We start from the raw sequence: 19,803 nt of genomic DNA on the forward strand, positions 1-19,803 counted from the left end.
CTTATAGAGCGGTGCAGTGTAAATCTCAGCGTTTGCAAATCAACAAAGTGAATTTCGGTTCGTTTTGTTATACGATATATTATCAATACCAATTCTTACCTGTCAAACATTTTTTTATTTATGTAACTTAAATCATTATTTCCTTCAAATAGACCAGCGGTTGATACCACTGTCTCTGGTTCCATAAAAAGTCGAACAATTTTTTTGGGGTCAATATCTACTTGTATTTCATAACCGGGAGCAAGCTGCAAAGTCAGGCCTTGAATCAGACTTACAAAATAAAACGCAAGTTGTCGAGTATCTCCTTGTATGATGCCGCCCGCCTCCTGTCCTTGGCGAAAAATCTCTGCCAAAGGTTCCAGATTGTCGGTAAATCTCTGAGTTGCAGCTTGTTTTATTTCAGTGCTGACCGCCTGATTCGTTCGTATACTTTGGAGCATGATGGTGAAGGCCCAATTACTCTCGTTCGATAACCACCCTTTGCTAATCTCGAATAGTTTTTCACGAGGATCTATATCCATGTCTGCTATTTGTGCAATTGTCCTCCCATACATCGTTTGTCCTCGACGCAGAACCTCACTGAAAATTTCGTCCTTCGATGTAAAGTAGGTATAAATATTGCCTACGCTAAGTTTTGCTTCCTTGGCGATATCTTTAATATTGGTTGAATCAATCCCACGTTTAGCCATGGTTTGTAAGGCTGAATTTAAGATATGCTCAATGCGTTCCTTCCTCATTTGTTGGTCCTTCAGAATGTTTCTGGGTGACATTTGAATCCTCCTCCGTTTTATTACTAATTATTGATCTATGATTATTAATTCTAGGCCCAGTTACCGTTACGAAATACAGGTTCCAAGCCTCCATTTGCAAGTTCTCCGTCAATGTCCATATTAGCCGATCCAATCATAAAATCGACATGAATGAGGCTTGAGTTCACACCGTTTGCCGCTTTTTCCGCTTCAGTCATCTCGTTCCCTCCCTCAAGACAGAAGGGATAAGCATTACCGATCGCGAGATGGTTGGATGCATTTTCGTCAAAAAGAGAGTTATAAAAAACAAGCCCTGATTCCGAAATAGGAGAATGATGCGGCACCAGCGCAATCTCGCCCAGATAGGCCGCGCCCTCATCGACGCTAATTAGTTTTGATAGCACCTCAAGCCCTTGCGCTGCTTGAATATTAATAATTTTCCCGTTTACAAACGTCAAGGAGAAATCATCGATTAGATATCCTTCATAACTTAGCGGCTTAGTACTGCGAACCGTGCCGTTCACCCCCTGCTTTAACGGAGCAGTCCATACTTCTTCTGACGGAATGTTTGCCAAAAATGAAACACCCTTTTCGTTGATGTTATCCGCATCACTAACCCAGATATGTTTAGGCGACAATTCTATCCGCAGATCCGTACCAGGTCCACGGTATCGCAGTGCTCGATACTTTTTACGATTAAGCTGATCCGTCTTGTTTCTAAGCATCTCAAGATGTGTCTTCCAGGCCTCAACGGGATCAACCGAATTAATCCGCGTAACGTTAAAGATAGCTTCCCACATCGTATCGATCAAATGCTCCTCGGCAACATCAGGAAACACCTTGGCAGCCCAAGCCGTTGAGGGAACCGTAACTATAGACCAACTGACCTTGTTGGACATGCCGTAGCTGCGAAATTTGGCTAATGCCTTACCTTTGGATGCATTCAAATTCATGATCCGCTGTGGATCTACTCCCTGCAGAAGATCGGGATTGGGTGCAGTAATCGTCAGGAAAGCTGCATTATTTTCCGCAAAAGTCTCCCAACCGGCTGCCCGGAACGCCGGATATTCATGGAACACCGAATCCGGTGCAAGTTCATACTTTAAACGCATAATCTCATCATCGCTCCACTCGATATAGACATCATGAGCGCCGGCCTCATAAGCATGTTTCACAACTAGTCGAACAAACGGAGCAGCCGAAATTGGCGCGGTTATGACAAGCGTTTGTCCCCTCTGAACATGAACACCAACGTTGACCACGAGCGCTGCATAACGCTCCAATTTTTCACGAAAGTCCAATCGCATTCGCCTCCTACTGACTAAAATTAATATCGCTTGGTTTAATTATTACTCTTCAAAAGTCCATCATATCTTGTAATTGGAACTCTATGAAAATTTTGCTATACTAACTTATGCAAGATTTCGTTTAGATGAATTGCAATTCTACTATATTTGATGAGTTGGAGGAATGCAAAAACATGTTACATACACGAATAGGAAAAACTGCTGCCGCCACTATTCTTGCCATATCCTTGCTCGGAACCACCCCAAACCTTAATGATGCCTATGCTGCACCGGCCATTTCGGTCTTGCTGGATGATGTTCCTCTGAAATTCGATGCTGCCCCTCTGATTGATAAAGGTGTTACCTATGTCCCTTTCCGGACAGTTGGCGAAGCCATGGGAATTAGCATTACATGGAACAGTAAGACGCAAACCGTGAAAGCGATTGGAAAAGTAAAAGGTCAGGCGACGGAAGTCCTGCTTCAAGTCGGAAGCACTACAGCAACCGTCAATGGAGAAAAAGTTAAGCTCGCAGCGCCACCCGTTCAGCGGGAAGGTCGTGTGCTTATTCCACTCAGTTCGTTCAGTAGTCAGTTCGGTGTTAATGTAGGCTGGAACCAATCAACTCGTACCGTTTCTCTTGTTTCACCTCAACGTGAAATGCATTTGAGAGCCTTCTATGCGCTGCAATCCTATAAGGAAATCGATTTGGTGTCATCCATGAACTCGGTCGCTTTTGGCTGGAGTCGCATCGATCGCGAAGGTCAATTTACACTTCAGGGTGATGAGTATCAAATTCCTGCTGCTGCCGGTGACGTTACACCTCAATCCATCGTTGCTGATGCAGCGAATCAGAGTATTAAACCGTATCTTATGGTTTATTCTTTGGATGGAAACGGAGAACTGACCAAGGTGCTGAGTGACAGCAGTATGCGCAAGAAGTCCATTGAGGGCATAACTGCTGCCATAGCTGAGAATGGCTTCGGAGGGGTTGTTCTTGATTTTGAAGGACTAGGTTTTAAGCTGGACGCTGTTGAGCAGCAGAAGCTGCTGAACAATTACGTCAAGCAATTGAAGGATTCCTTGCCTAAAGACATCGCTCTATCTTTGGCCGTACCTCCATTAAATAGTGCATATAAAGGTTATGATTACAAAACGCTCGCTTCGTTGGCAGACGACATCATCATTATGGCTTATCAATATAATCCGGTCGGCACCAAAGCGCAGGTCCCTGAGCCGAACAGTCTTGTGGATCATGCCATCCAGCTTGCGTTAGATGCTGGCGTTTCCAAACAAAAGCTTTTGCTCGGTATCAGCTTAAATAGTGAAACCTCATCTTCCATAGATGATAAACTGGGTCTTGCCAAGCGGTATGATCTCAAAGGAGCCGCCTTCTGGCGCCTTGGATTATTCCGTACCTACAATAATCAGATGGAAGACGCTGTCAATGCCTCTGTTATAAAAGAGTAAATAATTTAGATATTCTTGATTCCATTAGCTCTTCACACACCAAAAAAACGAACCGAAATCTCTGGATGCTGACAAGAGGTTTCGGTTCGTTTGTTATAATTTATATCTATGCGTTCAATGAGGAATGCTCGTTTCTGTGAGGTGCACTGAGTACCAGATCTTTTTGATAGGCAAGTACTCGATCCCAGTCCCCGTGAAAAATCGGTATTCGATAGTACCCAACTCTTTCATAAAGGGCCGCTGCCTCAGGTTGCTTGGGGCCAGTCTGCAGCTTCAAATTGGTGTAGCCAAACTCTAGCGCAAGACGCTCTGCTTCGGCCAGAATGGCCTGTGCCACACCCTTGCGACGGAAATCCGAACGTGTATACATGCGCTTGACCTCCACGGATGTATCATCAAGGGGTCTGATGGCTCCGCAGCCTACCGGATATCCATCTAAACGCGCGACAATAAAGGCTGCTCGTGGTGTCTCCACATCGGATGGCTGAAATCCCGCCGTACCATCGCCGCCATATAACAATCCCAGTTCTTCGCTCAGCTCCTTGATTAAAAGTTCCGAATCCTCGCTTCGTATATCTTCGGCAGCTGCAAGCACGATTGACGACATTGCGTAAAACCCCTTTCCCTCATTGGATTTATTGGATTTTGTGATTTATATAAACTATCACGAACAGGTCCTTAGCGTCAATTCTCCATCGATTGAATATTTCAATAAGCAAACTGACGAATGGATTCAGAGCAAAAAAGTCGCCAGATTGGCGACTTTCCCGACACTTATATGGTTACAATTGGACGGATGCATTTCATTCCAAGCCTCTGCTTACCCTTCAACCACATCGGCTCGCAAATCCGTTGCAACCTCGATCATTTGCGGAACAACAGCTTCATTGACAATGGCAACGTACAGATCTCCCATATACAGACGAAATGGAATCTGCAGGTTCTCATACGTCCACATGAAGAAATCCCCATCGATGGACATGACGCTCTCCGGTCCCTGGACGGTAAGAACAGGTGAGTACGTAAAGTCGGGTTTGGATGCAAAATACTGTTTGCATTCTTCCAAGGAGATGGATTGCTCCGCGTTATTTTCTTGCATGGATCGAGTGATCCGAAAACGTTGATTCATGAAATGTGCCTCCAATTAGAATTTGTGCAATACTTGTCCCAGAATTTCGATGCCCTTCACAATTTGCTCATCGGAAGGTGTTGAGAAATTAAGTCTGATGGCATTGCAGGGTTCGTTCTCATCGACGAGAAAAGCAGTGCCCGGAACAACCGCAACACCTTCCGCAGCAGCTGTTTTGGCATAATCCAGCATCGGGATATGAGCCGGCAGATCACACCAGAGGAACAGTCCCCCATCCGGATGAGTAAAGGTAATGGACTCACCCATATGCTCCTGCAACTTGTCAATCATCAAGGCAGACTTCCTGCGATAAATCGCACGGATACTGCTGATATGCTCTGCATAGTTATACTCAGTCATGAACTTGTGTGCCAGAATCTGCGGCAGCATGGCTGTATGTACGTCCTCTCCCTGTTTGGCAACAACCATCTTCTGCACAACCTCGGAAGGAGCCAGAACATAACCAACACGCAGGCCAGCGGACAGAATCTTGGAGAAGGAGCCTACGTATATGACCAGACCTTCATCATCCATCGACTTAATCGTCGCTACATCTTCTCCGCTAAACCGAAGTTCTCCGTATGGGTTATCTTCCAGGATCATGACTCCATACTTCTTGGCAAGATCATAGATTGCCTTGCGTTTCTCCGGGCTGGTGGTAAAACCTGTAGGGTTTTGGAAACTCGGAATGACATAGATCATCTTTACATTCTGCTCGGTTTGCAGGGCATGCTCCAGCTTCCCGATATCCATACCGTCCGTCTCCATTGGAACGCCGACCAGGTTTGCTCCTGAAGCCCGGAAAGAGTTCAGTGAACCGATAAAGCTTGGGCTCTCACAGATAATCGTATCCCCTTCATTACAGAATACTTTACATGCGAGTTCAATTCCTTGTTGTGCTCCAGACACGATGAACAGTTCATCCGATGCTTTGCCTGTGTTAAAGCCTGTCTTCAGATGTGTAGTCAATGTATCCCGCAGCGGGGCATAACCTTCGGTAATTCCGTATTGCAGTGCTGTTACCGGGTCCTGTTCCAGAATTGATTGGGTGAATGTGCGAATTGCCTCAATAGGGAAAGTCTCCGGAGCGGGGTTTCCCGCAGAGAACGGAATTACATTTTGACCCGAAGAAGCCTTCAGAATCTCACGAATGATGGATGGCTGCAATGCAGCAATCCGGTTGGAAAATGAATAGTTCATCTTAAAATAATGCCTCCCGAATTCAAATCAGACTCTTGTCTCTATAGCTACAATTAGATTCTATTATACGAGTATTTAGCAGATTTCTAAACGGTCTCGACAAAATTGGCAGAGAAACAACAAAATGAGGCTGACATAAGCCGCCCCATACTCCTACAGATTTCACTTTATGGATGTCACTTTGCTGCCATCTATGATCGGTGGACAAGATTGATTTCCGATAACCGTGTTGCCTTCACCAAATAAGTCGCCAGACTAGGGACCATGCGGGCCAAACCAGGATAGAATTTATTCGTTTTGGCAAAAGCCAGCTTTTGAATCCGTCGTGCACGCCGGAGCAGTCGGGAGAATTCAATATTAGCTTCCTTCGAATACCCTTGCTGCCACTGCGTAAAGCTGATCTTCCTTTGAAGATACCTGTCAGTCCATTCAGTACACAGCAATGAGGAACGAAGCGCAATAGACATCCCGTCACCACACAAAGGAGGGATCATCAGCATGGCATCCCCAATATGAGGATATTGGGACCACGGTTCAGGAACATTGGATAGATGGAGTGGTGCAATCGAGACTTGTGTTCCCTGAACTGGTCTTCCCTCGGCTAGCCTCGCTGCCAATCTTTCGTTAGTCAAGGAAGCAGACTGCAAAATATCCTCTACAGACTTGCCGCTTCCCCGCACCGTATCAAGTGTCAGCAATGCAGCTACATTTGCGATACCCTCCTCAATCGGCGAAATGCCGACATACCCTCCCTTGCAAAAATATAGCTCTACCTGTTGCGGGATGATGATCCCCCGATAGTGCGATTTGACACCAACATATGCTGTTTTATCCCGCAGCTCTGCTGGCGGGGTCATCCCCCTCAGCTTCTTCGAGCCATGGGCTCCGATAACGGTTTTTGCACTATAATGAATCTGCTCATTACCTTGTTTGGCTTCGACTTCATAACTATAATCATCTAACTGCTGAATGTTGGTTATCGTTGCCCTCGTAACGATCTCAACGCCTGCGGCTGTGGCCTGCTCGTGTAAAATCCGATCCAGCTCATATCTGCTAATACCATAGGCTATTCCCGGCAAAGGTGCCACGATCTCCCCGCCCTGAGGCATAATAATCTTGGCATGATCCAAGGTACTCGGCTTTATCTTTTGTTCATTAAGGTTAATCCCCAAATAATCCAGCATCTCCGTTGTCTCAGGCGACATAAATTCACCGCATGTTTTGTGACGCGGAAATCCCTGCCGATCGAGCAGCAGTGTCCGATGCCCTTGCCTGGCAAGCTGCAACGCGCAGGTACTGCCAGCAATTCCCGCTCCGATGACTATGGCATCCATTGATGTAGACACGTAAGAACACCCGCCTTTCATTGTCCATTTAAGATAACTGCCTATTGATGTAATGATGTTATGATAACGTCCCATGATGGGGTATCACGACGGAATAGCGGAACAAAGGCTTCCATTCATAGGTCAGCGTGTCATGATTCAACTGCTGTTTCAATTCCCGCCAATCCCTTCCCGTGAAGCCTTTTGCAACAGACAGCGGTCCATCATGACGAATATACCGATTGCGTGAGATCATTCGAGTGGTTACCCAGACAGCCGCATAAGATATGGGATGCCGATGGATATCGTTAATGACAACGCCATATTTGGAGGCACGCAGCATATGCGAGACCATCTCCACGAGTTGCTTTCCTTCAAAATGATGGACAAATTGCGAGCCGGTCACGATGTCTGCTGAGGCATCCGGTAATTCCCTGACATCGGCACGTCGAACCTTGATTCTCGATTCATTCCGGAAAAGGTTTCTCGCTTCCTCACATGCCTCCTCTGTCAGATCGACCAGAGTAATTTCAAGCTTAACTCCCTTCTGGTCCGCCCAGCGCAATAACTTCTGGTTTACATCGCCTGAACCTGCTCCCACATCAAGAAGGGTCAGCGTAGTTGGACTTCCAATCGCTTTCCATAACTTCTCCACCCCTGCACGGGTTGGCGCGGGAGCAGCAAATATTTTGTTCAGCCGTCTCAAATGTTTGAGCGCTTCGCTCAATTCTTCTCCCCCCATGGAGAAATCGTCCATCAACTCGTCTTCCTTTGCCCGTACGGATAATGTTCTAAAGAAGGACATGATCCCGCTCCTTTACAGCTATATATTGTGAATGATTTTCTCCAATTAACAGTTATCCCTTTAACCCGCCCTTATAATCGTAAGAGCGGCGATATGTTATTTTACGAAGAGTTATCCAATCTCAGAATGCTTAATTTCATTGCACCTTAGCCTTAGCCTACATATTGTTTTTTACGGGGCCAAATAAACGAATTCTCAGCAAAATGGATAGCAGACTACCGTTTTCTCCAATTTGTCATCGAGGATATAAAGAACGGATGGGACATGAATGAGGGGAAAAATCGCGGGATAGATAAAGATATTTTGCTTCAATTCTTTGCGCCAGCGTATGTGGGAATCGTGGAATGGTGGTTTATATACAAAATGCCCTATCCACCTCATGTCATGGAAGAGCAAGTGAATAAGATATTGGAACTGAATCTTTCATAAATAAAGCGTCATGCTGAACCTTTCTGATATTATAAAAAAAAGTCGCCACCAGGGCGACTCCATAACGGTATAGCATTTCCATCATTCAAACGAAGTAAACAATGCTAAGCTATTTTTTTAACATTTGCCCCTGTCTCTCATTATCGTTGGCATTTTCTTTAAAATAAATTTCGTTCAGAACGTTGACACGAACATTGATCTTTTGCTCCAACTTCGGAAACCACTTGGTTTTCCATTCCTTTATTTTTCCCTCCGACATCTTCGGACGGAATATCATCCCTATTCCGAGCACATCCGATTTTAAGGAATGAATCTTTCTTACGGTTTTATTGAATTGACTGCTCAATTGTTCCTTCATTTCTTTCTCAATCACCGCGTTGCCTTTTCCTTCAGGACTTTCTGTAATGACCACGTCAAGAGTAACATCTGTCTGGATGAACGGGCCTCTCTCCGACCACTGGGTCCGGTGTTTAATTTTGGCGTCCTGAATAAGAACACTTGTGTTCTGTGCCACTTCAATGGTTCCGCCTGAATACTTCCCTTTAAATAAATTAAACAAAAGCGTCTCTTCCTGATTCAGTGTTCCTACCATGCGATCATCCCGCATAACGGCCGTGCCTTTAAAAGTGAACAAGGTTCGATCACCGTTTTTGAGCATTGGGATGGCCATGTCTTCCGTATATGAATTCTGGTTTTGATAGGCTTCCCATATTCGGACGATGGATTGATTGGGCGTCCACCCGGCGTCCTGGCTAAAGAAGTCGTAGGAAGAAATTTCAGGTGTTGGCGAGATCTGGTGATACATCGTCTTCTCAAAATCACCGTCAATCACTGCCACCAAGCCCTTAATCGAAATATCGTTCGCTCTCACAGCAAAATCGATAATGTTATCAATCCCCTGCTCTGCAACTTTCCTGTCGATCAACAACAGCCTCAGATGAACCAATTCGATGCTTTTTTCGGAATCCGTACGTATCAAATCAATCGCTTTACTAATGGATTTCGCCTCTTTGTCAAGAATTTGAGTTTTGCCTGTTGCATCAGGTATTTGAAGAATGATCCTGTACTTCTCCGTCTTACCCTTCCCCACACCCATGACAACAGGCAGATATTGCTTGTTAATATCCTTTGTATCCCAACATCCCGGAAGTAACATGATCATGGTTAGAGCAACAATCAGAGTCTTTACGGTGCGCATGTTCATGTACTCACCTTCTTTCGCTGCCATTGCGCGGCGAGGAATACAATGATCGGAAAACCGATAACGCTATAAACGCAAAAGAAAGAATTCAGGTATAGGTATGAATTTAAAGCGTTGACATCCGGTATCCAGAGACTAATCATGTACAAGGAGACACATGCCGCGGAAAGAACCCATAATCGGTTGATTTTCGGCATAAATAGCTGATGCAACAGCGACACCAGAATCCAGAGTAAAACGGAAACCTTCAAAACGCCGAGAGCACTGGAGGCCACTACGTAAAAGCTTGGAAGCCAGTCAAATACAACCCACTCCAGATCAATGGTATCCGATGCCATTAGCATGGGATATTGAAGATTGATTACCGTTTCCTGTCCGAATACAAGAAGTGGAACATATACAGATCCCAAAGCAAACACAAATATGATACCAACCGCAGCAGCAGCTTTGCCAAAACTAAGCCGTTGCTTGGAGGGAATCATGCCTAGGAATAAAAACCCCGCTAAAATGACCGTACATACATAGAAATCCGAATTAGAGAAAAACGACATTCCGCTATCCAAAATCGGAAAAATGTAGCTGATTCTGAAATTCTGGATGCTGATCATCATGGAGAAAAAAATGAATGGCATCAAGAGAATACACAGTCCGATGCTGGCCCGGATCATTACATTAAGTCCCTTCCAAACAGCATAAAAACAGAGAATGATAAAAAGAGCCGATGTTGCTGCTGGCGGTGTTCTCTGTAGTAATACGGCTTTAATCTCGACTGACTGAAAGTACATAAGTAATAGCAGCTCGATATATAGGAAGATTAGCATCGGCAGAACGATCAGTCTCGTTGCCCATTTGCCCAGTGATTCATTACAGATGTCCACCACTGTTTTCCCCGGAAACTGCGACAACGCCTTTAAGTACATCCATAGAACCAGCAGCTCTGCCAAAAAGAGAATCATTATGGGTTCCCAGTGTCCTTTGGAAGTCGCAGATATGATGCGTTCAGGGAAGATGGCAAAGATCGAAGCGAGGTGAAGCAGAACAAACATGGTTAGAATCTGGGCTTTATTCATCCGAAGCCTTTCCTTTCACACTTAAACTTAAGTAGGGAACGGAGAAAGTATTCAACGAGGCAAAATGCAGTATAATCCAAATCATCGCAGCCTCAAGACCCCATATCCCGAAAAAGGAACTGATGAGCATGACAACGTATTTGTACATTCGTATTCCGGTCGTGTTCATATACCCTGCCAATACAAAATTCGCAATTGCTGAGGCAACCAGAATAATAATTAATAGATTGCTGACGAGTTTGGCCTGAACAATGGCTTGCCCTAACAGAATACCGCCGATCATGGTTATGGTGGGTCCGATGTTCTTGGGAAGTCGAATGGTGGCTTCGATAATCATCTCCAAAAGCAGCATAACCAGCAGCATTTCGATCAAGGAAGGATACGGAACCCCTTCCCTGCTCTTGGCTACTGTGATGGCTAACTGGATGCGCAATAGTTCCGGATTCACTGAATTCAGAACGATATACAGACCTGGAAGTGTAACGGCCAAAAGTGCACCAATGGCCCGTACTGTTCGTAAAAACACTTGAAACAAATAGGGGTAGTTAACGTCCAGCGTTGTTGACCATAGATCCGTTATGATGGCTGGAAAAGCAAAAGCAAACGAGAATTGATCAATCAAAATAACCACTTTACCGTTCATCAGATTCTGTACCATCTCCCCAGGTAGCTCCGAAGAGATATACGTTGGGGTTATGGAGAATTTTGGATGCTCCAGTATACTGAGCAGATCCCTTACCGTTGTCAATTCCTTGTCCTTATTTTGTTCCAACTTTTCCCGTATAGACGTGATGACCTTAGCTTGGGCAGTTCCCTCCAGATACACCATAGCAATTTTCTTGGTAGACCGGGTCCCTGTCTCTCGTCGTTCAATAACCAAATCATCGGAAATCAACTTTTTCCGCAGCAAACCGATGTTTTTATTAATATCTTCTGTAAAAGCATCATACGCAGATTGAAGGGGATTCTCACTCTCCGGCGCGCTGACAGAACGCGAAATGTCAGTATGCTCCGGTTCCATGACAGCTGCCATCCCTTCTGTGCTGAACAGAACAAGCTTGCCGTGTAAGAGATGCCCGCATATCTCATCCATTGACATGGAGGCCTCTTCTTCAAATTGCCTGAACATATTTTGAAATGATCCGTTCTCACTACCACTCGCCGCCTGGTTAAGTGTAGACAAGGTTGTTGGCAGATCGACAAGGGTCTCCATGTAATACGCTCTGAATTCCTGATCCGCGATAACCACGTTCTTGCTTAGGAAATCCGAGCTCTTTTTGAAATGGTCAGTGAGTTGCTTTTCTATATCGTGAAGATCTTGTTCATGGATTCGCTGCAAATTTTACCACCTCTTCTGAAGTAGTATGTCGTTAAGAAAAAAGTTTATTCAGGTAGTCACCTTGATTTTCCGCGCCTCTATTGACCTTAATAGCGGATTGAAATTAATCCATTATCAAATAAATTATGTTAATATTTTTGAACTGGAAACCAAAATTGAATATAATATTGTAATGCACCAACGGGTGGGAGGATAGGCCATGAACAAAGAAGAACAGGTCCTATTGGGTTTCAGGGACTTATATAACAAACTGGTTTGGCTTAATAAAGATAAGATGGAAGAAAGTCTTAAGGGTTATAAGCCTTCTGAGGTACATTGCATCGAATACATTGAAAAGAATGCAGATTCCAATGTGACAAAACTTGCGGAGTCTTTTTATATGACTCGCGGTGCGATAAGTAAATTAACGAAGAAGCTCATCGAAAAAGGCCTGATCGAAAGCTACCAGAAGTCGGATAACAAGAAAGAAATCTATTTTAGGCTTACCGAGCAAGGGAAAGTCATTTATCAAATCCATGAGGACCTGCACAGCGAGTTTCACGAGCGAGATAAAGCGGTATTTGAACAGGTAACCGATGATCAATTCGAGAGTATGCTTAAATTCGTGGACAAGTATAATCGGCATCTGGATGCAGAAATAAAGAAGCTGGGTACAGATCTGAAGTCGGAATAAATCTGAATAACGAAAATTAAACTAAATGCAGCCGGACTCTATTTAAGGACAGGCTGTTTTTTTATTGTTATTATTTTGTTGACAAGGAAACAAAGTGGTTGTACGATATTAATGTTTCCAAGGAAATAAAAACACAACGTTTGAGGAGAGAATTGAATGTTTAAATCACGATCACAACATACACAGAACACAGAACAAACCATAGACAAACACGCTTTATTATTCGGTCTGATCTCTGTGTTCCTTTGCGGAATAGGCTTCAGTATCATTGCACCTGTCGTCCCATTCTTAGTACAGCCTTATATAAGCAGTCCAGGACAACAAGCTATCGTTGTTACCCTGCTGACCTCTGTTTATGCCTTTTGTGTTTTTTTTGCGGCTCCCGTACTTGGAGCTCTGAGCGACAAATATGGCCGTCGTCCATTGCTCATGGTATGCCTTTTGGGTTCCGCAATCGGATACCTGGTTTTTGGCATAGGTGGAGCTCTATGGATACTCTTTGCGGGGCGTATAATCGAGGGTATAACAGGCGGAAGTATAGGCACAATTTTTGCGTATTTTGCGGACATCATCCCACCCGAACAGAGAACCAAATACTTTGGATGGGTGAGTGCGGTTGTAGGTGTAGGCACCGTCATTGGTCCAACTGTAGGCGGATTACTCGCCAAGATTGATTATTCTGCACCCTTGTATTTTGGAGCAATCATAACTTTGGTGAATGTTATATATGGATTCTTTTTTATGCCTGAAAGTCTTGACAAGAAAAATAGACTGAAAGAAATTACTTTGGTGAGACTTAATCCTTTCATACAACTTGCTAACCTGCTTTCCATGAAAAACTTAAACAGATTACTGATCTCAGCGTTCTTACTTTGGATACCCAACGGATCTTTACAGGCCGTTTTCTCACAATTTTCAATGGATACTTTCAATTGGAAGCCTGCAATCATCGGACTTATGTTTTCGATTATGGGTGTCCAGGATATCATCTCACAAGGTCTCATCATGCCTAAGCTTTTGAAAAGACTTAGTGATAAACAGATAGCCATTCTTGGAATGGTTTCAGAGATTATAGGCTACAGTCTGATCGCACTGTCTACTTTGTTCTCATTCTATCCACTGTTTATCGTGGGCATGTTTATATTTGGTTTTGGTGATTCGATCTTTGGGCCTTCCTTCAATGGCATGCTATCCAATTCTGTCGAGTCTAGTGAACAAGGCAGGATTCAAGGGGGGAGCCAATCTATTCAGGCTTTAGCAAGAATGATTGGTCCTATTATTGGAGGTCAAATCTATGTATCACTTGGTCATGCTGCACCCGCCATTATGGGTGTGATCCTTATAGCAGCGGCAATACCTGTTTTGTATAAACGAACGCAAGTTACTATTTAAAACGCCTGCTTTCGTCAGGTAAGTATTGCCTAGGACACCATAGAATAGATAATAGGGTTTCAGAACTTAGGTATAAGTTCTGAAACCCTATTTGTCTACACCCCAGGATGTCAATTCAATTAGTCTGCCTTTCCAAACTCCAGTACATAGATGGATGAAGGACGTAATACGTAACCATGCTGCCAATTCTCGGTCAAAACACTCCGTTCTGTGCACTTGATATGATCGGGTTGAAAGACGGAGTTGATGTTATTATGCGAATCGCTGGTAATCTCATATAAGGTCCCCTCTTCGCTCGCATCGAAAGATTGTAAATCCAGCTCAACCCGCACCTCTTCTAAGCTTCGGTTCACAATAAACAAGGTGACCCTGCTGCTATCATCATTCGTTCCGGCTACAACATCCAGATCGGGGAGTGCGTCCAGCTCTACAGGCGTTTTTTTATTTGAAGTTACAGAGAATGTCCCACATTCAGCTTCTACGGGTAGGATATGACGAATATCCCGATTCGCGTAAAGCTTTAATACTTCATAGGTAGGAGTTCCATAGATCGTGAGTGGGTGTCCACTCCATCCAGCCTGCTTGCCCCGATATTGATCGGCATAGAAATCCCCGACACGGATGCATCCCCCGAGCCAACCATTGACCAGATCGGAGAAACTGCCGATGTGCACGCTATCGCTGCAACGAATCATTTCATTCAGATTGGCGGCATTCGCCACGGCTGCTCCAAGGGTATGCTCGTCTGGCAGTCCTTTTCGCACAGTGTTTGGATAATACATCGTGTTATATTCAGTGATGGCCAGCTTCACATGCTGATGTTTGATGTCGGAATGGATAGCCTCCATTGTCTGACGTATATAGTGCCGAGTCCACTCGGGATAACTAGCCATTGCTTTATATCGATCCTCAGCCGGCGTATCCCGATTCATGTCAAAGGGACCGTAGCCATGATACAAATGTAACGTTAGATAATCGATATGCTCCCCTGCCAGAGCAAGCACGCTTTTATTCCAATCCTGCTCGTAATGTCCACAGGCCAGCAATACAATGGAAGGATCTGATTCCTTCATCGTCTTGGCAAACTGTACAGTTCGCTCCGCAAATTGCTCCGCAGAGCAAGCACCCACCTGCCATTGTCCCCACACCTCGTTGCCGATCTCCCAATACTTGACATGATATGGTTCCGGCGATCCATTCTTCGCCCGAAGGGCTCCCATTGGGGTATCTACACTTCCATTACAATATTCAATCCATTCGGCGGCCTCTTCAGGTGTACCCGATCCATCGTTCACACAAATCAAAGGTTCCACTTGCAGTTCGTGGCAAAAGCGGATAAATTCATCCGTTCCAAAATACTTGCTGGTCCATCCTCCCCATGCCTCGTTGTACATGACTGGTCGCTCAAGAACTGGCCCGATGCCATGCTCCCAGTGATAGGCACTAATGTAGTTCCCTGCGAGTCTCATCATGCCTGCGTTTAGCGCTCTGGTCATCTCTACTACTTCGCGTTTTACCAGGGCAATATGATCCACAGGTAATAAAGACACATGGTCCAGCCAGAGCATTCCCGTGGAGACATGGTCAATCCATCTAGGATGCTCCGCCGGAACATACACCCGAATTTCTGCATCAGGACAAGCACGTAGGATCGTCAGTCGTCCTTCATAATCCTGCCAGTTATGGCTGTGCAATTCGATTTTCAACTGACCGAGCACTTCTTCCGTACGTCTATCGACCGCCTCCACCATCAAATACTGGAGTTCAATGGAGGCACGCGCAACTATACGTACGGTGTAATCCATGGGGCCTTTCAAGGCAGATTTTTGTGCAATCCCTGAGTATGCTTCATCATCACTAAAGATACGAATACGCTGAGCGCGGCCCGAATGTCTGGGGGCTGGAGCTTCCATCGCATATTGCGTATTTCTCCCGTTGGTGTAAGCGTACCAACTTCCTGATACAGAAGTCCTTAATTCAGCCTCGCTTTCAAAGTCCATATCCTTCAATGGAAATGCAAGCATCGCTTCCATATGGTCCCGGATGTCTTCCACAAAATGCCCAAACAAATAAGGGTTGACCGCATGCTCGCTTACGCGACTACAATCTATACTAATTCTGGCGTTTGATTTCAACATAAGTCCTCCATCATTGTGGTTGATATGGATTTAACCTTTAATCGATCCAATCATGACCCCTTTAACAAAATGGCGCTGCACAAAAGGATACATCAACAGTACAGGCAAACTGGAGACGATAATCACCGCATACTTGATGCTCTCCGCGAGCAAGATTTTGTCCTCCAATCCAAGGCTACCATCTACGGCATCGGATTGGCTGATCAGCAGAATTTCGCGTAGTACCAACTGAAGTGGATGCAGATTTTCGTTACGAATATAGATGAGCGCGTTAAAAAAAGAATTCCAGTGGCCTACGGCATAGAACAGCACCATTACGGCCAGAATCGGCTTGGACAGGGGCAGGATAATGCTCACAAGTAACCGCCAATTGGAGCACCCATCCATGTGGGCAGCTTCTTGCAGCTCCCAAGGAATACTCGACTGAAAATATGTTCTCATCACGATCAGATTGTACGTAGCGATTGCGCCGGGAATGATCAGAGCCCACATCGTATCCACCATGCCCAAATTTTTAACCAATAGATACGTTGGAATTAATCCGCCACTGAAGAACATCGTTAGCGTGATAAACACCATGATTACATTACGTCCAGGAAGGTCGGGTCTGGAAAGAGGGTATGCGGCCAACACGGTCATGATAATGTTAATCACAGTTCCCACGACCGTATAAAATATCGTATTACGGTACCCCAGCCAAATCTTCTCGTTGTGCAAGATGTTCGTGTAGGCGTCCAACGTCAGTCCTTTGGGCAGTAACCAGACTTCTCCGTTCAATACTTTCGTGGGATCACTGAATGAAGCACTCACGATAAAAATCAGTGGGTACAACACTGCGATGATAATGATTGAGGCTATGATGTATATGATTACATCGAAAATCCGTTCATTGGAACTGGCTTGTAATGTCGCCTGCTTGGACATGGGATCTTGCCCTCCTTTACCATAAGCTCGTCTCAGACGTCTTGCGCGCAATCCGATTGACCAGTAAAAGTAACAGCAGATTAATGATTGAATTAAAAAGCCCGATAGCAGCTGTATAGCTGTATTCTCCCTTGAGGATACCTGTCGTATAGACAAACGTTGAAATGACATCGCTCGATTCCAGATTGAGATTGTTTTGCATCAGCAATATTTTCTCAAACCCGACGTTCATGAAATGACCGATATCCAAAATGAGCAAAATGATTACGACCGGAGCGATACCGGGTAGCGAAATATGCCAAATGCGCCGCAGCCTTGATGCTCCATCCATCTTGGCAGCTTCATACAGATGCGGGTTCACTCCGCTCAACGCTGCAATATAGATGATGGATTGCCAGCCCATGTTCTGCCATATATTCGAACTGATAAAAATGGTTTTAAACCAACCTGCTTCCTCAAGAAAACGGATCGGTGTACCTCCGAATGCCTCAATCAGCAGATTGACTGGACCCGTATGAGGCGAGAGAAACACATTCAGTATGCCAACGATAACGACCACTGAAATAAAGTGGGGAATATACGTAATATTTTGCAGCCACTTGCTGAAGGCTTTATTGCGAATTTCGTTAATAATTAGTGCTAGCAGAATCGGAATCGGAAAAGCAATCAATAAGGAGAACAAGTTAATCGATAATGTATTCCATAGAAGTCTCCAGAAATAATAGGAATCAAAGAATCGTTCGAAGTGGCCAAAGCCTTCCCAGCTGCTGCCCAAAATCCCTTTAGCCGGATTGAAATTTTTGAACGCAATTTGCAGTCCATACAACGGGGCATAGTGGAATACCACATACCAAGTGACTGGCAGAAGCAGCATAAGGTACAGGTCCAATCTTTTACCCATTTGCCTCAACAGGCCTGAACTCTTTTTCGGATGGCTTCGTGGCATCGTGATCGTTGTATCGGTTTTGACGCTTTTCATAGGCAATTGCTCCTCATCCATGATGTTTCAGCATTATTTCTGCATCTTGTCAAAGGCATCCTGATACAACTTCTCCAGTTCCTCAACTCTCATCTTTTTGAGTGTGGCCTGGAATTGCTCCCACTTGTCAAAACCGATTGCACCCACAATAAATTTTGTACTCTGTTCTTCGTAATATTTATCAATATCATTTCGCAGAATGTTGACTTCCTGGGCAGTTTGCTCATCAAACATCGGAGCTGCATAGCGGACTTTTGGCATAAACGGATCGAGCTTTTGCTGCGCCTCCTGCACTTGAGGTGGATTGATAAAAGAAGCCACCTGTTCACTGATCAGATGTGGCGCGCCTCCGCCGGCATAAGGCGTAATTTTGGCCTGGTTACTGATTTCTTTCAGGAAGTCCTCTTTATAGTAAGGAATACCGTCCTTCATCTCGTAATGCTCGCCTTCTCTTCCAAATCGGAGCAGGGTAGAACCCTCGTCACTGTAGAAATAATCAATCCAGCGCATCGTCACTTCCGGATATTTATTGACGGATGTGATAGCAAAGGCTCCAAAATCTCTGGCGATTGGCAGAGCCTGACTTTGCAATCGGTCACCTTGCGGACCTTCCAGTGGGGCGATACCGGTATATTGGTCCTGTATCGACAGAAAGTTATTGTTCGTCTGGTCAAAGAAAAAACCTGTATTTCCCGATCCCTGCTTGGCCAGGTATTGTGCTTCTGTGTGTGAAAATATTTCCTGGTCCAGAAGCTTTTCCTTATACAGCTTGTTTAAGTACATCAGCATTTCTTTATTCTGGTCACTGCCCATCCAGATACTCACTTTGTCATTTTCAATATTGATGTTATAGCCGAGCTGTGAATCCAGGCCGAATGATCCGCTCATCGCGTTAACCACAGCCAATCCAACACGAGCTGTCATCGGAAGTTCATCCTGTTTGCCGTTTCCATTCGGATCACCATCACGGAAGGCAAGCAACACATTGTAGAGTTCTTCGGTAGTTTCAGGTACTTCCAGATTCAGCTTATCCAGCCACATCTGATTAATCCATTTCTTATCCGTACGTGCCGCACTTAGCGTAACAATACCCGGAATCGTATAAATGTGGCCCTCTGGTGTAGTAATACCTGAGCGAATTTCGGGGTATTGTTCCATTAATTTCTTCAAATTCGGAGCATATTCATCAATAAGGCCTTCCAGTGGGATCAATTGGCCGGCAGAGCCATAGCGGATGGCTTCAAGCGGGGAAATACCTGAACGGAACAGGGCATCCGGCAGTTCATTCGAAGCAAACAACAGATTTTTTTTCTCCTGAAAACCATCTGTCTGCGCTTCAATGAATTCAACCTTCACATGGCTTAATTTCTCATAATCCTGGAAAACCGGCATCTCCTTGAAAGGGCCATTTACGGGTGCAATTCGGGTAAACATCTTGAGATTCACCGGTTCGTCCACAATCGGAAACCCGGTCGTATGAATGTCGTTCTTCGAAACCTCTGGTGAAGCTTCGTTATTGGTTCCACCGGAATTGCATCCAGCCAGCATCAAACTGGAAGCGATCATCATCATGATCATATTTCTTCCCCAGCGTTTGCGCATAAAGTTGTGCCCCCCACAATTCTTTATCACCAACGTAATTTGTAAGCGTTCACGGTTGGTGTGTGCTCATTATAATTCACCGGGCATGGAAGG

18 protein-coding genes are annotated in these 19,803 nt (G+C 44.9%); 4 read left to right on the top strand and 14 right to left on the bottom strand.

Annotated elements, in window-relative coordinates:
- Positions 1 to 95 precede the first annotated feature (95 nt).
- Positions 96 to 770, bottom strand: a complete 675-nt coding sequence (locus tag G3352_RS05280; protein WP_163754620.1) for a TetR/AcrR family transcriptional regulator — start codon at positions 768 to 770, stop codon at positions 96 to 98.
- Between the two features lie 50 nt (positions 771 to 820).
- Positions 821 to 2,050 carry an aminopeptidase gene (locus G3352_RS05285; protein WP_481856271.1) on the bottom strand — a complete coding sequence of 410 codons (1,230 nt, stop codon included), beginning with the start codon at positions 2,048 to 2,050 and terminating at the stop codon, positions 821 to 823.
- A gap of 179 nt (positions 2,051 to 2,229) precedes the next feature.
- Between G3352_RS05285 and G3352_RS05290 the strand changes: the two genes are divergently transcribed.
- On the top strand, positions 2,230 to 3,504 hold the full coding sequence (locus G3352_RS05290) for a stalk domain-containing protein (protein ID WP_163754625.1): 1,275 nt from the start codon (positions 2,230 to 2,232) through the stop codon (positions 3,502 to 3,504).
- Positions 3,505 to 3,610: 106 nt separating this feature from the next.
- Here G3352_RS05290 and G3352_RS05295 read toward each other — a convergent pair whose 3' ends face one another.
- From G3352_RS05295 to G3352_RS05315, 5 genes are all read right to left on the bottom strand, one after another.
- A complete protein-coding gene (locus G3352_RS05295) occupies positions 3,611 to 4,111 on the bottom strand; it encodes a GNAT family N-acetyltransferase (protein ID WP_163754628.1) in 501 nt (166 codons plus the stop codon).
- Between the two features lie 213 nt (positions 4,112 to 4,324).
- A complete protein-coding gene (locus tag G3352_RS05300) occupies positions 4,325 to 4,633 on the bottom strand; it encodes a hypothetical protein (RefSeq protein WP_163754632.1) in 309 nt (102 codons plus the stop codon).
- Between the two features lie 15 nt (positions 4,634 to 4,648).
- Positions 4,649 to 5,833: an aminotransferase-like domain-containing protein gene (locus G3352_RS05305; protein ID WP_163754636.1), complete on the bottom strand. Its 1,185-nt coding sequence runs from the start codon at positions 5,831 to 5,833 to the stop codon at positions 4,649 to 4,651.
- A gap of 191 nt (positions 5,834 to 6,024) precedes the next feature.
- Entirely contained in the window at positions 6,025 to 7,179 is a 1,155-nt protein-coding gene (locus G3352_RS05310) for an NAD(P)/FAD-dependent oxidoreductase (RefSeq protein WP_345940720.1), read from the bottom strand.
- Between the two features lie 58 nt (positions 7,180 to 7,237).
- Positions 7,238 to 7,963: an SAM-dependent methyltransferase gene (locus G3352_RS05315; RefSeq protein ID WP_163754639.1), complete on the bottom strand. Its 726-nt coding sequence runs from the start codon at positions 7,961 to 7,963 to the stop codon at positions 7,238 to 7,240.
- A gap of 237 nt (positions 7,964 to 8,200) precedes the next feature.
- On the opposite strand from G3352_RS05315, the gene G3352_RS05320 reads away from it, so the two are divergent.
- Positions 8,201 to 8,392 carry a TetR-like C-terminal domain-containing protein gene (locus G3352_RS05320; protein WP_481856272.1) on the top strand — a complete coding sequence of 64 codons (192 nt, stop codon included), beginning with the start codon at positions 8,201 to 8,203 and terminating at the stop codon, positions 8,390 to 8,392.
- Positions 8,393 to 8,501: 109 nt separating this feature from the next.
- Here the strand turns inward: G3352_RS05320 and G3352_RS05325 are convergent, their stop codons facing one another.
- From G3352_RS05325 to G3352_RS05335, 3 genes are read right to left on the bottom strand one after another with little or no spacing between them, the layout of a single operon-like run.
- The gene (locus tag G3352_RS05325; RefSeq protein WP_163754645.1) at positions 8,502 to 9,596 is read right to left on the bottom strand and encodes a Ger(x)C family spore germination protein; all 1,095 of its coding nucleotides are present in this window, start codon (positions 9,594 to 9,596) and stop codon (positions 8,502 to 8,504) included.
- Complete coding sequence (locus tag G3352_RS05330) at positions 9,593 to 10,663, bottom strand: GerAB/ArcD/ProY family transporter (protein ID WP_163754648.1); 1,071 nt, start codon at positions 10,661 to 10,663, stop codon at positions 9,593 to 9,595. Before G3352_RS05330 ends, G3352_RS05325 begins: the two co-directional genes overlap by 4 nt.
- Positions 10,656 to 12,002, bottom strand: coding sequence for a spore germination protein (locus tag G3352_RS05335; RefSeq protein ID WP_163754653.1), 1,347 nt, complete (start codon positions 12,000 to 12,002; stop codon positions 10,656 to 10,658). The genes G3352_RS05330 and G3352_RS05335 overlap by 8 nt, the downstream gene beginning before the upstream one ends.
- Before the next feature lie 199 nt (positions 12,003 to 12,201).
- On the opposite strand from G3352_RS05335, the gene G3352_RS05340 reads away from it, so the two are divergent.
- Both G3352_RS05340 and G3352_RS05345 read left to right on the top strand, forming a co-directional pair.
- Positions 12,202 to 12,675, top strand: a complete 474-nt coding sequence (locus G3352_RS05340; protein WP_163754656.1) for a MarR family transcriptional regulator — start codon at positions 12,202 to 12,204, stop codon at positions 12,673 to 12,675.
- Positions 12,676 to 12,831: 156 nt separating this feature from the next.
- Positions 12,832 to 14,067 (top strand): MFS transporter, encoded by a 1,236-nt coding sequence (locus tag G3352_RS05345; RefSeq protein WP_163754659.1) that lies wholly within the window; start codon positions 12,832 to 12,834, stop codon positions 14,065 to 14,067.
- 119 nt (positions 14,068 to 14,186) lie between these two features.
- On the opposite strand, the gene G3352_RS05350 is transcribed toward G3352_RS05345, so the two are convergent.
- The 4 genes from G3352_RS05350 to G3352_RS05365 are packed head-to-tail and all read right to left on the bottom strand — an operon-like array spanning position 14,187 to position 19,710.
- On the bottom strand, positions 14,187 to 16,202 hold the full coding sequence (locus G3352_RS05350; protein WP_163754790.1) for an alpha-L-arabinofuranosidase C-terminal domain-containing protein: 2,016 nt from the start codon (positions 16,200 to 16,202) through the stop codon (positions 14,187 to 14,189).
- A gap of 33 nt (positions 16,203 to 16,235) precedes the next feature.
- Entirely contained in the window at positions 16,236 to 17,129 is an 894-nt protein-coding gene (locus G3352_RS05355; RefSeq protein ID WP_163754663.1) for a carbohydrate ABC transporter permease, read from the bottom strand.
- A 16-nt stretch (positions 17,130 to 17,145) separates the two neighbouring features.
- Positions 17,146 to 18,108 carry an ABC transporter permease gene (locus tag G3352_RS05360; RefSeq protein WP_163754666.1) on the bottom strand — a complete coding sequence of 321 codons (963 nt, stop codon included), beginning with the start codon at positions 18,106 to 18,108 and terminating at the stop codon, positions 17,146 to 17,148.
- Between the two features lie 33 nt (positions 18,109 to 18,141).
- On the bottom strand, positions 18,142 to 19,710 hold the full coding sequence (locus G3352_RS05365; RefSeq protein WP_163754669.1) for an extracellular solute-binding protein: 1,569 nt from the start codon (positions 19,708 to 19,710) through the stop codon (positions 18,142 to 18,144).
- Positions 19,711 to 19,803: the final 93 nt, after the last annotated feature.

The organism is Paenibacillus sp. ALJ109b (assembly GCF_010747435.1).
GTDB lineage: Bacteria > Bacillota > Bacilli > Paenibacillales > Paenibacillaceae > Paenibacillus > Paenibacillus taichungensis.